The organism is Microbacterium sp. K27 (assembly GCF_004794435.1).
GTDB lineage: Bacteria > Actinomycetota > Actinomycetes > Actinomycetales > Microbacteriaceae > Microbacterium > Microbacterium maritypicum_A.
The window spans coordinates 13019-27977 of sequence record NZ_SSDK01000028.1; the positions used below are offsets into that span (position 1 = coordinate 13019).

General features: G+C 68.6%; 11 protein-coding genes. 8 read left to right on the forward strand and 3 right to left on the reverse strand.

Annotation, left to right across the window (positions count from 1 at the left end; all coding sequences use genetic code 11):
* The first annotated feature begins 52 nt into the window (after window positions 1–52).
* From DW307_RS02140 to DW307_RS02170, 7 genes are all read left to right on the forward strand, one after another.
* On the forward strand, window positions 53–1324 hold the full coding sequence (locus tag DW307_RS02140; protein WP_136023797.1) for an ABC transporter substrate-binding protein: 1272 nt from the start codon (window positions 53–55) through the stop codon (window positions 1322–1324).
* Between the two features lie 4 nt (window positions 1325–1328).
* Window positions 1329–2288, forward strand: a complete 960-nt coding sequence (locus DW307_RS02145) for a carbohydrate ABC transporter permease (protein ID WP_136023798.1) — start codon at window positions 1329–1331, stop codon at window positions 2286–2288.
* Window positions 2281–3174, forward strand: coding sequence for a carbohydrate ABC transporter permease (locus DW307_RS02150; protein ID WP_029265275.1), 894 nt, complete (start codon window positions 2281–2283; stop codon window positions 3172–3174). The genes DW307_RS02145 and DW307_RS02150 overlap by 8 nt, the downstream gene beginning before the upstream one ends.
* A 3-nt stretch (window positions 3175–3177) precedes the next feature.
* Complete coding sequence (locus DW307_RS02155) at window positions 3178–4236, forward strand: LacI family DNA-binding transcriptional regulator (protein ID WP_136023799.1); 1059 nt, start codon at window positions 3178–3180, stop codon at window positions 4234–4236.
* 41 nt (window positions 4237–4277) lie between these two features.
* Window positions 4278–5459, forward strand: coding sequence for a Gfo/Idh/MocA family protein (locus tag DW307_RS02160; protein WP_205810313.1), 1182 nt, complete (start codon window positions 4278–4280; stop codon window positions 5457–5459).
* Between the two features lie 211 nt (window positions 5460–5670).
* On the forward strand, window positions 5671–6258 hold the full coding sequence (locus DW307_RS02165) for a TetR/AcrR family transcriptional regulator (RefSeq protein ID WP_136023800.1): 588 nt from the start codon (window positions 5671–5673) through the stop codon (window positions 6256–6258).
* Window positions 6259–6274: 16 nt separating this feature from the next.
* The gene (locus DW307_RS02170) at window positions 6275–9487 is read left to right on the forward strand and encodes an efflux RND transporter permease subunit (RefSeq protein WP_136023801.1); all 3213 of its coding nucleotides are present in this window, start codon (window positions 6275–6277) and stop codon (window positions 9485–9487) included.
* A 131-nt stretch (window positions 9488–9618) separates the two neighbouring features.
* On the opposite strand, the gene DW307_RS02175 is transcribed toward DW307_RS02170, so the two are convergent.
* A complete protein-coding gene (locus tag DW307_RS02175; protein WP_029258398.1) occupies window positions 9619–10515 on the reverse strand; it encodes an aldose 1-epimerase family protein in 897 nt (298 codons plus the stop codon).
* A 282-nt stretch (window positions 10516–10797) separates the two neighbouring features.
* Here DW307_RS02175 and DW307_RS02180 point away from each other — a divergent pair, with 282 nt between their 5' ends.
* Window positions 10798–13056: a DEAD/DEAH box helicase gene (locus DW307_RS02180; protein ID WP_136023802.1), complete on the forward strand. Its 2259-nt coding sequence runs from the start codon at window positions 10798–10800 to the stop codon at window positions 13054–13056.
* A gap of 196 nt (window positions 13057–13252) precedes the next feature.
* On the opposite strand, the gene DW307_RS02185 is transcribed toward DW307_RS02180, so the two are convergent.
* On the reverse strand, window positions 13253–13792 hold the full coding sequence (locus DW307_RS02185) for a YaeQ family protein (RefSeq protein ID WP_029259835.1): 540 nt from the start codon (window positions 13790–13792) through the stop codon (window positions 13253–13255).
* 46 nt (window positions 13793–13838) lie between these two features.
* Window positions 13839–14930 carry an Rv2578c family radical SAM protein gene (locus tag DW307_RS02190; RefSeq protein ID WP_029259836.1) on the reverse strand — a complete coding sequence of 364 codons (1092 nt, stop codon included), beginning with the start codon at window positions 14928–14930 and terminating at the stop codon, window positions 13839–13841.
* Between the last annotated feature and the right edge of the window lie 29 nt (window positions 14931–14959).

Genomic DNA, 14959 nt, shown 5'->3' on the forward strand with positions numbered 1-14959 from the left:
TAAACGATTAACATCCGTTTCTGCACTCGTGCACCTGTCGAAGGAGACACCGATGCCCCGTACGACCCGCCGCGCTCTCGGCGCCCTCGCCGCGTCAGCGGTCGCTGTCCTCGCCCTCAGCGCCTGCTCCTCCTCCTCGACGGGCGGCGGCAGCGCCGACGGCGAGGTCACCCTCAGCTATGCCATCTGGGACGAGAACCAGAAACCGGCGATGGAAGACATCGCCGCTGCCTTCACGAAGGAGAACCCGAACGTCACGATCGACATCCAGGTCACGCCGTACAAGGAGTACTTCACGAAGCTGCAGACGGCGGCATCCGGCGGTTCGGCGGCCGACGTCTTCTGGATGAACGGCCCGAACTTCCAGCTCTACGCGTCGAACGGGCAGCTCGCTCCTCTCGATGACGGTGGCATCGACGCCGCGGACTATCCGCAGGGCCTCATCGACCTCTACACCTACGACGGCAAGCTCTACGGCGCCCCGAAGGACTTCGACACCGTCGCCCTCTGGTACAACAAGGCGCTCTTCGACGCGGCGGGTGTGGAGTACCCCTCTGCGGACTGGACCTGGGACGACTTCACCGCGGCCGCCGCGAAGCTCACCGATCCCGCGAAGGGCCAGTTCGGGGTCGCCGCCAGCCAGTACGGCCAGGAGAACTTCTACAACTCGATCGCCCAGGCCGGTGGCGAGGTGATCTCCGCCGACGGGACGAAGAGCGGATACGGCTCGCCCGAAGCGCTCGCCGGCATCGAGCTGTGGACCGACCTGATCGCGGCGGGCTCCTCGCCCACGGCGCAGCAGATGACCGACACCAACCCCGAGGACTTCTTCCTCTCCGGCAAGGTCGCCATGTTCCAGAACGGATCCTGGGCGGCCATCGCTTACGCGGACAACGCCGACATCGGCGGCAGCGTCGATGTGGCCCCGCTCCCCGCCGGAGCAGAGGGCAACCAGAGCGTGATCCACGGTGTCGGCAACGTCGCCAACGCGAAGAGCGCACACCTCGCCGAGGCCAAGGCGTTCGCCGAGTTCGCCTCCGGAGAGCAGGCGGCGAAGATCCAGGCCGAGACCGGCACCGTGATCCCCGCGTTCGAGGGCACGCAGCAGGCGTGGGTCGACGCTCTGCCCCAGTACGACCTTCAGGTCTACATCGACGCGCTCGAGAACGCCGTGCCGTACCCGGCCTCGAAGAACACCTCCGCCTGGACGAGCATCGAGAGCGAGGTGCTCTCGCAGGTGTGGTCGGGCGCGGTGTCCCCGAAGGACGGCCTCCAGGATCTCGCCGACCAGATGCAGGCGGCACTGGACGCCGAGCAGGAGTGACCGCATGACCGTCATCGCGCCGCGCGCGGTCGAGACGGCGGAGCGGGTGCCGGAGCCGCAGAGCCCCGGCACCCGCCGCCGCCGACGGAGTCCGGGAGCGTCCCCCTGGTGGGCGCTGGTCTTCCTCGGCCCGACCGCCCTCGGGATCGCCGCGTTCTATCTCTGGCCGACCGTCCGCACCCTCATCATCTCGTTCACCAAGTCAGGCCCGTTCGGCGGGGCCGAGTGGGTGGGAATCGAGAACTACACGCGCCTGTTCCAGGACCCCGAGCTGATCGGAGCCCTCCGCAACACCGCGATCTACACGATCATCGCCCTCATCGGCATTCCCCTCGCGGTCGGCATCGCCGCGCTGCTGAACACCGCCGGCCTCAAGGGGCGCAGCGCCTACCGCACGCTGTACTTCATCCCCGTCGTGACCATGCCCGCGGCGATCGCGCTGGTCTGGCGAATGATCTACAACGGCGACTACGGCGTGCTGAACGCCGCGCTCGGCGCGGTCGGCATCGAGAGCCGCAGCTGGCTCACCGATCCGAACACGGCCCTGATCGCGATCGCCGTCGTCGGCATCTGGGCGGGACTCGGCACCAACATCGTCATCTTCCTCGCCGGACTCCAGGGCATCCCCGACACGATCATGGAGGCGGCCGACCTCGACGGCGCGGGCCCGGTGCGCAAGTTCTTCTCGATCACGATCCCGCTGCTGTCGCCGTCGATCTTCTTCGTCAGCGTGATCAGCGTGATCGGAGCGCTGCAGGTGTTCGACCTCATCTACATGATGCTCGGCCGCAGCAACCCCGCGATGCCGAACACCCGCACCGTCGTCTATCTCTTCTATGAGGCGGGCTTCCTCGACAACGACCGCGGCTATGCGGCCGCCATCGCCTTCCTCCTGCTCGTGATCATCCTGATCCTCACGATCGTGCAGTTCCGTCTGCAGAAGAAGTGGGTGCACTATGAGTGACGTCTCGCTCGACACACGCGCCGTGGTCGGCGCCCCCGTGGGCCGCTCCGGAACCCGGGCGGGGAAGCCGAGGAACCGCGGCCTCTGGATCGTGCACCTCGTGCTGATCCTCGGCGCGGTGCTGATGGTCTTCCCGTTCGTCTGGCAGCTGCTGACCTCGTTCAAGACGCTGTCCGACTCGGTGCAGGTGCCGCCGTCGTTCCTGCCGCGCGAATGGGTGTTCACGAACTTCGCCGAGGTGTTCGACTCGATGCCGTTCGGACAGATGTTCCTGAACTCCGTGTGGCTCACGGTCGGGCGCACGGTCGGCCAGGTGGTGCTGTGCACCATGGCGGGCTACGCGTTCGCACGCATCCCGTTCCCCGGCCGCAACGCCCTGTTCGTCGTGTTCCTCTCGGTGCTCATGGTGCCGTCGCAGCTGTACCTGCTGCCGCAGTACGAGATCATCCAGTCGTTGGGCTGGCTCAACACGCTGCAGGCGCTCATCGTGCCGGGCATCTTCAGCGCCTTCGGCACCTTCCTGATGCGGCAGTTCTTCATGTCCATGCCCGCCGAGCTGGAAGAGGCCGCCCGCATCGACGGCGCGAATCCGTGGCAGACCTTCTGGCGGATCATGGTTCCGCTCGCGAAGCCTGGCATCATCGCACTTGTGGTGTTCACCGTGCTGTGGTCCTGGAACGATCTGCTCTGGCCGTTGATCGTGACGACCGACCCCGCGAAGATGCCGCTGTCGGTCGGGCTCTCGCAGCTGGTCGGCATCCACGGCACCGACTACCCGGTGCTGATGGCCGGCGCGCTGCTGGCGACGCTGCCGATGCTGGTGACCTTCATGATCCTGCAGCGGCAGTTCATCCAGGGCATCGCGTTCAGCGGATCGAAGGGCTGAGACATGGCGAAGAGTGAGCACCAGGCGCCCCGGCGCCCGACACTGCGCATGGTGGCCGAACGGGCCGGTGTGTCGACGGCGACCGTGTCGTATGTGTTCTCCGGACGCGCAGGGGCGGCGTCGGGTGCCGGCGTCGCCGAAGCCACGGCCGCACGCGTGCTGGCCGCAGCCGATGAGCTGAACTACCGCCCGAACAGTGCAGCGCGGGCGATCCGCACCGGACGCAGCGGCATGGTGCAGCTGTCGCTGCACATGCTGAGCGACCCGTGGTCGTTGGCGGTCGCCGACGCGGTGAACGCCGAGGCGAACAAGCACGGGCTCACCACGCTGATCCTCGCCGACGGTGATTGGCACGCGGCCCTGGACCGGGTCGAGAGCGACGTGGCGTACCTCGACGGCGTGGGCCTCGACGACGAGGCGCGGCAGAACCTCGACGACCTCGTGCGTCGCGGTCAGCGTCTCGTGGTGTTCTCCGAACATCTCGAACCCGAGGGCTTCGATGTGATCCGCTCGGATGCGATCCCCGGCTGCGAGATCGCGATGGACCATCTGCTGGAGCGGCACACCAGGATCGGATGCATCGCCGCGGAGGGAGCCGTGCGCCTCGCCGGCACGCAGATCACGCGCTACACGCCCTACGTCGAGAAGATGGCGGCCGCCGGCATCGAACCGGACCCGAGCTGGACGGTGACGTATGCCGACACCCAGGCGAGCGCCTTCACCGCCGCGGTGGAGCTGCTGTCGGGGGAGAACCGACCGCGAGCGGTGTACGCCACCACCGACTTCGCTGCGATCGCCGCGATCAACGCCGCGCACATGCTCGGCCTCCGGGTGCCGCACGACGTCGCGGTGGTGGGCGTCGGCAACACCCCGGACGCCCGCCTGATCGCGCCCACGCTCACGACCGTCGGTCCCACTGACTTCTACGAGCGGCAGGCGCGCATCATCGTCGACCGCGCCCTCGAGACCGACCCCACACCCGGGCGCCTGCACGACTTCGCATGGACGCTCTTCCCCGGCGGATCGACCGACCTCGACGCCCCCGCACCGCGGGCCCGTTGACCTCGGCATCCTGCACAGACCCATCACACAGAAGGACCATCGTGGATCTCCAGATCGGCATCATCGGCTTCGGCGCGCGCTCGACCCTCCAGGAAGAGGTGCATCGCCCGGGACACGGCTCGCGCATCAGCGCCGTGTGCGACCTCGCACCGCGCGCTCGCGACGACGCCCGCGCTCTCGTGCCGGATGCGCTCGTCACCGACTCTCTCGACGAGCTGCTGGCCTCCGGCGTCGACGCCGTCATGGTGCTCACCCCCGACGACACGCACGCAGCCCTCAGCATCCGTGCCCTCGAAGCAGGAGTGCCGGTGTTCTGCGAGAAGCCCCTGGCGATCGACCTCGCCGACGCCGACGCGATGCTCGAGACCGCACGCCGCACCGGCACCGGGCTCTACATCGGCCACAACATGCGGCACATGCCCGTGATCACGCTGATGCGCGGTCTGATCCAGAGCGGACGCATCGGTCAGGTCAAGGCCGTCTGGGTGCGGCACTTCGTCGGTCACGGCGGCGACTTCTACTTCAAGGACTGGCACGCCGACCGTCGCCGCACCACCGGACTGCTGCTGCAGAAGGGCGCCCACGACATCGACATCATCCACTGGCTCGCCGGCGCCTACAGCGAGCGCGTCTCCGCGATGGGGGCGCTGAGCGTGTACGGCGACATCACCGACCGTCGTGACAGGGCGGGGGAGCGGATGCCGGACTGGTTCAGCATGGACAACTGGCCGCCGACGGCGCTGACCGGTCTGCACCCGGTGGTGGACGTCGAGGACATCTCGATGGTGAACATGCAGCTGGAGGGCGGCATCTTCGCGTCGTACCAGCAGTGCCACTTCACGCCCGACTACTGGCGCAACTACACCGTGATCGGCACCGAGGGTCGCATCGAGAACTTCGGCGATGTCGCCGGTAGTGAGGTCAAGCTGTGGAATCGGCGTCATGCCGGAGCGGCGGCGGCCGACGAGACCTTCATCGTCCCGGAGGTGCCCGACGCGGGGCACGACGGTGCGGACGCCCTGCTCGTCGCGGAGTTCCTGCGCTTCGTGCGCCACGGCGGACTCACCGAGACGTCGCCCGTCGCGGCCCGCGAGGCCGTCGCCGCCGGCATCCTCGCCACCGCGTCGCTGCGGGGTGACGGCTCCGCGATCGAGATCCCCCCGCTGGATCCCGAGCTCGTCGCCTACTTCGAGCGCGGGCAGGTCGAGGCCGCGCTGGTATGAGTGCACCGCGGCCCCCGCGGTGCTGGGGTTGGGGATATACGTGCCCGCCTCCCTGGTGCAGCACCGCATCATCCTGACCGCCGGCCCTGCGTTCGCCGCCGACACCTTGGAGGTCCACGACTCCGTGCGGAGCGAGGGCGAGGTCCGTTCCCAGCATCTTCACAATCCTGAAATGTACAAACGTACATGTACGGATGTCCAAGGGGGCGGGATGAGGCAAGGGGAGCGTCGGCGACGTGACCCTGAGGCGCGCCGTCGGGAGATCGTGACCGCGACGGCCGAGCTCATCGTCGAGGTGGGCGCCGACGCCGTCACACACCGCATGGTGGCCGCGCGTGCCGGGGTGCCTCTCGGGGCGACGACGCAGTACTTCGACACCCTCGACGACCTCAGGGCCGCGGCCTTCCGTGCGCTCGCCGAAGAGGTCGACGCACGTCTCGACGGCGTGCGGCAGACCCTCGCCGAACGCGGTGACAGCCCCGACGTGATCGCCGCCCTCGTATTCGAGAGCATGGACGACCACCATGCCGTGAAGGCCGACCGCGCCGTGGTCACCGCCGCCGTGCACGACCCCCGCCTGCGGGATCTCGCCCGCCATCTGTCGGACCGCCTCGTCGACCTGCTCACGCCGACCTATGGCGAAGACCGTGCCAGAGCGGCGATGATCTTCATCGACGGCGTCATGTGGAGCATGCAGATCCGCGACGACCGTCTTGCCCAGTCCTTCATCGAGTCCGCACTGGCGCGGATCCTCGGAGACGACGTCTCCACCCCTTCCGCAGCGACAGCCATACCCTGACACCGAGGAAACCGCCTTGTCGAAACTCGCCATCCTGAGCCTGAAGAACCGCGCGCTCATCGCCCTCATCACCATCGTCGCGGCGGTGTTCGGCGGGCTCGCGCTCACGAATCTCAAGCAGGAACTCATCCCCTCGCTCGAGCTGCCGGCACTCGTCGTCATGACGACCTACCCCGGCGCCTCGCCCGAGGTGGTCGAGAACGACGTATCCACGCCGGTCGAAGCGGCGATCCAGGGCGTGCCCGGCCTGGAGTCGACCACCGCGACCAGCACCACGAACGCCTCGATCGTGCAGGCGATGTTCGCCTACGGAACGAATCTCGCCACAGCCGAGCAGAAGATCCAGCAGGCGATCAACCGCATTTCATCGCAGCTGCCGGAGGATGTGACCCCTCAGGTGCTGTCGGTCTCCATCGACGACTTCCCGGTGATCCAGGTCGCCGTCACCGGATTCGAGGATGCCGACAACGCCCAGGCCCAGCTCGAATCGGTCGCGATCCCCGAACTCGAAGACGTCGACGGCGTCAACGCGGCCGAGATCGTGGGTGGCGTCGGGCAGCGCATCAGCATCACGCCCGACGTCGCGAAGCTCGCCGCTGCCGGCCAGAGCACCTCGGCGATCAACGACGCACTCGACCAGAACGGCACGCTGTTCCCCGGTGGCGACATCACCGAGAACGGTCAGACGCTGACGGTGCAGACGGGCGCGAAGATCACCTCGGTCGAGGAGATCGCCGCCCTTCCGCTGGTCGGCACCGACGTCACGATCGGCGATGTCGCGACGGTCGTGCAGGAGTCCGACCCCGTCACCTCCATCTCCCGTGTCGACGGCAAGGATGCGCTGTCGATCTCCATCACCAAGCTCCCCGCGGCGAACACCGTGGAGGTGTCCAACGGCGTGATCGCCGCGCTCGACACGATCGGCGACGCCTTCCCGGACGCGACCTTCACCGTGATCTTCGACCAGGCGCCGTTCATCGTGCAGTCGATCGAGACGCTCGCCACCGAGGGAATGCTCGGCCTGGTGTTCGCGGTGCTCGTGATCCTCGTCTTCCTGATGTCGGTGCGCTCCACCCTCGTCACCGCGATCTCGATCCCCACCAGCGTGCTCATCACCTTCATCGGGCTGCAGGCGTTCGGCTACTCGCTGAACGTGCTCACCCTCGGTGCGCTCACTATCGCGATCGGTCGCGTGGTCGACGACTCCATCGTCGTGATCGAGAACATCAAACGTCACTACGTGGGCGATGCCGACAAGGGCGATGCGATCCGCCTCGCGGTGCGCGAGGTCGCGATGGCGATCACGGCGTCCACCATCACGACAGTGGCGGTCTTCCTGCCGATCGTCTTCGTCGGCGACATGGTCGGCGAGCTGTTCCGGCCGTTCGCGATGACGGTGACGATCGCGATGGTCGCCTCGCTCCTGGTCGCCCTGACGATCGTGCCGGTGCTCGCCTACTGGTTCCTCAAGCCGGGCAAGCCGTTGCTCGACGAGCACGGCGATGCGATCGACCCCGAGCACCCGGACGCGCCGCCGACGTGGCTGCAGCGCCAGTACCGGCCGATCCTGGGCTGGACGCTCAAGCACTCCGGTGTCACGGTGATCCTCGCGGTCGTCGTGCTCGGCGCTACGCTCGCCGCAGCGCCGCTGATGAAGGTCAACTTCCTCGGCGACTCCGGCCAGAACACCATGACGGTCACGCAGGACCTCGGCCCGACGGCGAGCCTCGAGGCCAAGTCGGATGCGGCGGTGGCGGTCGAAGACGCCCTGCTCGACATCGACGGCATCGAGCACGTACAGGCCTCGATCGGCACCAGTGGTTCGGCGCTCAGCGACGCCTTCTCGGGCGGTGCGGGCGTCACGTACTCGGTGCTCACCGACTCGAACGCCGATCAGGAGAAGCTCCGCGCGGATGTGCAGGATGCGATCGACGGCCTCGGTGACGATGTCGGGGATGTCGCGGTCTCGGCCTCGGCCGGCTTCGGATCGAGCGACATCGAGATCACGGTCAGCGCCTCGAGCTCGGACGACCTCCAGACGGCGACCACCGCGCTGGTCAAGGAACTCGACGGGAAGGACGGCGTCGGCCAGGTGAGCGACAACCTCGCCGCGTCGCTGCCGTACATCGCCGTCGTGGTCGACAGGGAAGCCGCCGCCCAGCGTGGACTCTCCGAGGTCGCCGTCGGAGCCATCGTGTCGGGCACCATGCGCCCGCAGCAGGCGGGATCCGTCGAGATCGACGACACCGCGCTGACGGTCTACATCGTGACCCCGACCCCGCCGACCACGGTCGACGCGCTCAAGCAGCTCACCATCCCGACGCCGACCGGCATCGTGCAGCTGCAGGACATCGCGACCGTCGAGCAGCAGAACGGACCCACCTCGATCACCACGGAGCAGGGCCGTCGTACCGCGACGATCACCGTGCCGCCGGCGTCCGACAACCTCGCCACAGCCACGCAGTCCGTGAACACCGCGCTCGCGGCGGTCGACCTGCCCGACGGTGCATCCGCCGAGGTGGGCGGTGTCGCGTCGCAGCAGGCCGACTCGTTCTCGCAGCTGGGGCTGGCGATGCTCGCGGCGATCCTGATCGTGTACGTGGTCATGGTCGCGACCTTCAAGTCGCTGCGCCAGCCGCTGCTGCTGCTCATCTCGGTGCCGTTCGCGGCGACCGGGGCGATCCTGCTGCAGATCATCACGGGTGTGCCGCTCGGCGTCGCATCGTTGATCGGCGTGCTGATGCTCATCGGCATCGTGGTGACGAATGCGATCGTGCTCGTCGACCTCGTGAACCAGTACCGGGAGAAGGGTCTGTCGACCATCGAGGCGGTGAAGGCCGGTGGTGAGAAGCGTCTGCGACCGATCCTGATGACCGCGCTCGCCACCATCCTCGCCCTCACTCCGATGGCCCTCGGCATCACGGGTCACGGCGGCTTCATCTCGCAGCCGCTCGCGATCGTCGTGATCGGCGGTCTGATCTCGTCGACGGTGCTGACGCTGATCGTGCTGCCCACGCTCTACAACCTCGTCGAGGGGGCCAAGGAGCGACGCGCAGCGCGCAAGGCGGGAGGAACGGATGCCGGAGGAACCTCGGCTCCGGATGCTCCCGTGGGCCCGGATGCATCCGGTGCCGCCGTGGCGTCGGCTCAGCCGGTGCTGATCGATGCCTCCGGCCTGCCGCACGCGCCGCAGCTCACCCGCCGCGAGCTGCGCGAGCGCGGGGAGTAGCGCCTTCTCGGCGCCGCCCGGCCGAAACGGAGATCATGTGCGCCGCGGCCGGCGAGTCACCATCCGACTCGCCGGCGCGGCGTCATTCGCTCTCTGTTCTCGTCGGGGAGTTCGCGGCGCGGCGCGTCGAGTCAGCTCAGCGTGATGCCCCAGTGCAGGGTCCAGGTCTCATCGGGGGCGAGCCGGCGGATGCCGAGGCCGCTGTTCAGGGCGTCGGCCGGTGCGGTCATCGGCTCGATCGCGACCGCGAGGCTCTGACCGGGATAAGCGGGTGTCGTGTACACCTGCACGTAGTCGAAACCCTCGCCCTGCCAGAGCGTCACGCGGCGACCGTCCGGTGCGGTGAGCGAATGGTGCACACGTCCGTCGGGATCACGGGCGAGATCCGTGAAGCCGGTGTCGAGGGTGACGTCTCCCAGTCGGACGCCCTCGCGCAGAGCGGCATCGGCCGGTCGGGTGCCGGTGGGGAGCATCCTGTCGTCGGTGTCGAACGCCGTCTGCGCGGGGATCCGCAGCACGAGGTCATGCGGGTCCACGTCGCCGATCGTCACGAACGGGTGGGTGCCGAGGGCCACGGGCGCGGACGTGGTCGACCGGTTGGTGAGCGTGTGCGACACGTCGATGCCGTCGGGCGTGAGCGCGTACTCCACTGTCGTCTCGATCAGGTACGGGTATCCCGTCTGCGGGACGACGGTCGCACGCAGCACGGCTTCGCCCTCGGTGTGCGAGACCTCGTAGGCGGTGAAGCGCAACAGGCCGTGGCTCGCGTTGTTCAGCTTCGGCTCGGTGATCGCGAGCCTCCGTGCGGTGCCGTCGTCGTCCCACTCTCCGTCGCGCACCCGGTTCGGCCAGGGGACGAGGACCACGCCGGAACAGGCCGGCGTGGGCAGCTCGAGAGGATACGGCGGTACGAGGTCGACATCGTCGATGCGCAGCGAACGCAGGGAGGCGCCGACCTGTGCGATCTGTGCGGTCACCCCGCCGCGTCGAAGGCTGATCTGGGCGCCGGTGGGGGAAGCGGTACTCACCTCGTCATCGTACGGCCACGATCGGGTCGGCGGTCTCTCAGGAGCGTCGGCTACACTTGAGCGGTCGGCTTCGGACACCCGCGCGTTGGCGCGGACGTTTTATGTGTGTGAAGTGTGAGTCCAGGGGCCGATGGTGAGCGTCGCTCGACGCTAATCAACCATCACATGAATGGCCCCGGCCGCTGACAGTCCGGAACCCCGCTGGTCGAGTTCGACCAGGCGCAGGGTGCTCGCGCGTGCGCGCGGCGCTGTTCTCGTGCGAGAACACAGAAAGACACCGCAATGCCGAAGAACAAGAAGCCCCGCGGCGGACGTCCGTCCGCGAACTTCGAACCGCGCTACGGCGCGAAGAAGACCTCTTTCCACGACCGTCACAACGGCGGCCCCGCCCGTGACGGCGCACGCGATGAGCGCGGCGGACGAGCGGATGCCGGCGACCGTCGCACCGCTGCATCCGCGGGAGGGTACGACCGTCGCCCCGGCAGCCGCAGCGCCGGCCACCGCGGCTACCGTCCGGCTGAAGCCGAGTCGGGTGCGCCCAAGCAGCGCTGGGGTGCGTCGGAGCGCGCCGGCCGCGACGAGGCGCGCGGGATCCGCAACCGCGCCGAGTCCGGGCGTCGCGAGGCCCCGCACCACCGCAACGACGAGCGCTCCGAGCGCCCGCGCTACAACGACCGTCCGAGCACCGGAAGCCGTTTCGACGACCGTCCGCGTCGCGACGACCGCGGCGGACAGCGCCCGACCGGACAGCGCCCGACCGGGCCCGGCACGTACCGCGACGACCGCGGCGGCGACCGCCCCCGGTTCGACCGCGACGACCGTGCGCGTCGCGATGACCGCGGCGCCGGCACCCAGCGTCAGGGCTTCCGTGACAACGACCACCGCGATGGCGGGCGTCCGGGTCGCGACGACCGGCGTGGTGCCGAGCGTCCGCGGTTCGACCGTGACCGCGGCACCGAGCGTCCTCGGTTCGACCGTGACGACCGCCCGCGTCGCGATGACCGCGCCGGTGACCGCACCCGGTCGAACGATCGCGGCACCGAGCGCCCCGAGCGTTCATACGACGCCGACCGGGCGCGTCGCGCTTTCGACCGTGACCGCACACAGCGTTCGTACGAGGGCGGCCGCGACGAGCGTTCGCGTCCGTCGACCGGTGGCGCGTACCGCACCGAGCGCCCGCGCCCGCTGACCTCGGACACCCGTGGGCGCCCGGCCCGCAACGAGCGACCGAGCCGCAACGACTGGAACGCCACCAGCCGTCCTGCATCGACCGGAGCGAAGTTCACGCCGGGCGATGACGTCGTGCACGAGCGCCTCGAGGCGAAGTCCGTCGCGGCGGTCGAGGTCGACGGTGTGACCTTCGGCGACCTCGGTCTCGGATCGAACATCGTCGAGACCCTCGTCGGTATGGGTGCGGCCACGCCGTTCCCGATCCAGGCTGCCAGCATCCCCGCCGTCCTCGCCGGGCGCGACGTGCTCGCCCGCGGCCGTACCGGCTCCGGCAAGACCATCGCCTTCGGCGCGCCGCTCGTCGAGCGCGTGCTGCAGTCGCAGGCCGGCAAGCGCCGTGAGTTCGGGCGGTCGCCGCGCGCGATCATCCTCGCTCCGACGCGTGAGCTCGCGCTCCAGATCGACCGCACCATCCAGCCGATCGCCCGCAGCGTCGGGCTGTTCACCACGCAGATCTACGGTGGCGTGCCGCAGGGGCGTCAGGTGGGCGCGCTCAAGAAGGGCGTCGACATCGTGATCGGCACCCCCGGTCGTGTCGAGGACCTCATCAACCAGGGCAAGCTCGACCTCTCGGACTGCCGCATCGCGGTGCTCGACGAGGCCGACCACATGTGCGAGCTCGGCTTCGTCGAACCGGTGCAGCGCATCCTGCGTCACACCGCCGACGGCAGCCAGAAGCTGCTGTTCTCGGCCACGCTCGACCGTGAGGTCGCCGCACTCGTCGACGAGTTCCTCGTCGACCCGGCCGTGTACGAGGTCGCAGGTGAAGACCAGGACTCCAGCACGATCGAGCACCGCGTGCTCGTGATCGAGCACCGCGACAAGGCCGACATCCTCACGTCGCTCGTCGACCGCGATGGCAAGACGTTGGTGTTCGCCCGTACCCGCGCCTACGCCGACATGCTCGCGGAGCAGTTCGACGACGCCGGCATCCCGGCCGTCTCACTGCACGGTGACCTGAACCAGGCCAAGCGCACGCGCAACCTCGAGCGTCTGACGTCGGGGCGCGTGAGCGTGCTCGTCGCCACGGATGTCGCCGCCCGCGGCATCCATGTCGACGATATCGATCTGGTCGTCCAGGCCGATGCGCCCGACGAGTACAAGACGTACCTGCACCGCTCGGGCCGTACGGGTCGTGCCGGCCGCGCAGGTCGAGTCGTCACGCTGATCACGCGTCAGCGTCAGCGCCGCATGAGTGAGCTGCTCGAGCGCGCCGAGATCGATGCGCCGTTCGAGAACGCCCGTCTCGACGACGACGTGATCGAGGAGATCGCCGGTCGCGTTCCGACCGCGGCAGACCTCACCTCCTGACCACTCTCGTGACGAAGGCCCCGTCCGCTTCTGCGGGTGGGGCCTTTCGCGTCGGATCTCGCCAAGTGCACAGGATCTCGCCGAGTGCACGGGATCTCGCCGAGTGCACGGGATGCGTGCGCGTGGAAGCCGTGCGTTCGGCATCAACCCGTGCGCTCGGCACCGTCGCAGGGCGGGGGCGGGGCGGGAACGTCGGTCAGGACAGCTCGTGCACGTGCACGGCGGAGGTCAGGTTCGTGCCGTTGAGGTCGAGATAGATCACGTTCTCGGTCACGGTGAGGGTCATGGTGTTGCGGCGCTCGATCAGGGCTGACGCGGTCTCGATGAATCCGGGGTCGAAGCTGTGGAGGCGGATGTCCTCGCGGCGGTGGATGCGCTTGTCGGTCCACGGCGCCATCACCTTGGCGGGGTCGCGGTGGGTGTACACCACGGTGCGCTCGGCGAGCCTGCTGCCGTAGTGCAGCCGCTCGGCGTCGGGCGCCCCGATCTCGACCCAGACGGTGACGAGGCCGGTGAGGTCGCGCACGAGCACTGCGGGCTCTTCCGTCGAGGAGATGCTGCCGCCGAATGCGATGCCTTCGGCGAACTCGAGCCCGTAGGCCAGCACGCGTGTGAGCATGTACGCATCGGTCTCGGACGGATGCCGGGCCACGCGCAACGAGTAGTCCTCGTAGACTCCGCGATCGGTGTCAGCGAGCTGCACCTCGAATGTGTGGACTGTCGAACCGATCGCCATGATCCTCGAGCCTACGCGGCTGCGGGATGCGCGCCCGACCGCGGGGTCAGAAGAGCATCGGCTGCGCGGGCGCTGCCTCGGCTCGGGCGCTGGGGGTGAACCGCACCGCGGTCGCGGCGGCAGCACTCGTCTGCACATGGCCCTGCCCCGGTCGGAGCCCGCGCCGGGGGTAGTCGTCTTCGTGGCGGCCGTCCAGTCCGTGCATGCGGATGAGCGGACGGGTGCGCTTGGCGAGCCACTGCCGGTATCCCTTGGGCGCCTCGGCGGAAGCCCCGGGATACAGCCCCCGGTACGACGAGACGAGGTCGGGACGATGAGTGTCGAGCCATTGGAAGAACCACGGCTTGACGCCCGGTCGCAGATGCAGGGCGCCGTAGATGACGCTGCGCGCCCCCGCCTCCTTGATGCGCACGAGGGCACTGTCGATCGCGGCGAGCGAATCGGTCATGTGCGGCATGATCGGCATGAGGAACACGGTCACGGGGAACCCGGCGTCGGCCAGAGCCCGCACGGTGTCGAGCCGGGCCTGCGTGGTCGGGGCTCCGGGCTCGATCGCCTTCTGCAGGTCGTCGTCGTACATCGCGATCGACATCTGCACGTCGATCGGCACGCGCTCGGCGGCTTTCGCGAGCAGGGGGATGTCACGGCGGATCAGCGTGCCCTTGGTCAGGATCGATATCGGGGTGCCGGATGCCGCGAGCGTCTCGATGATGCCGGGCATGAGCTTGTATCGCCCCTCGGCGCGCTGATACGGATCGGTGTTCGTGCCCAGGGCCACGGTCTCATGCTCCCAGCTGCCTTTGCGCAGCTCTCGTGCGAGCACCTCGACGATGTTCACCTTCACCACGATCTGCGAGTCGAAGTCGGACCCGCCGTCGAGGTCGAGGTACTCGTGCGTGCCGCGGGCGAAGCAGTAGACGCAGGCATGCGAGCATCCGCGGTAGGGGTTGATCGTCCACGCGAACGGCATGCGCGAGGCGCCGGGGACGTGGTTGAGAGCGGACTTCGACAGCACCTCGTGGAACGTCATGCCGGCGAACTCGGGGGTGGTCACCGAGCGCAGCACACTCGAGCGGTCTTCGAGGCCGGGCAGCGCCGCCGCGTCCGTCTCTCCGAGCTTCTGTCCCTGCCACCTCATTCGACCATTCGAACAGAAAGACGAAGATA

Coding starts and splice junctions, on each gene's coding strand:
- DW307_RS02150 (WP_029265275.1), top strand. CDS start 2,281: ATGAGTGACGTCTCGCTCGACACACGCGCCGTGGTCGGCGCCCCCGTG.
- DW307_RS02190 (WP_029259836.1), bottom strand. CDS start 14,930: ATGAGGTGGCAGGGACAGAAGCTCGGAGAGACGGACGCGGCGGCGCTG.
- DW307_RS02155 (WP_136023799.1), top strand. CDS start 3,178: ATGGCGAAGAGTGAGCACCAGGCGCCCCGGCGCCCGACACTGCGCATG.
- DW307_RS02145 (WP_136023798.1), top strand. CDS start 1,329: ATGACCGTCATCGCGCCGCGCGCGGTCGAGACGGCGGAGCGGGTGCCG.
- DW307_RS02165 (WP_136023800.1), top strand. CDS start 5,671: ATGAGGCAAGGGGAGCGTCGGCGACGTGACCCTGAGGCGCGCCGTCGG.
- DW307_RS02180 (WP_136023802.1), top strand. CDS start 10,798: ATGCCGAAGAACAAGAAGCCCCGCGGCGGACGTCCGTCCGCGAACTTC.
- DW307_RS02140 (WP_136023797.1), top strand. CDS start 53: ATGCCCCGTACGACCCGCCGCGCTCTCGGCGCCCTCGCCGCGTCAGCG.
- DW307_RS02185 (WP_029259835.1), bottom strand. CDS start 13,792: ATGGCGATCGGTTCGACAGTCCACACATTCGAGGTGCAGCTCGCTGAC.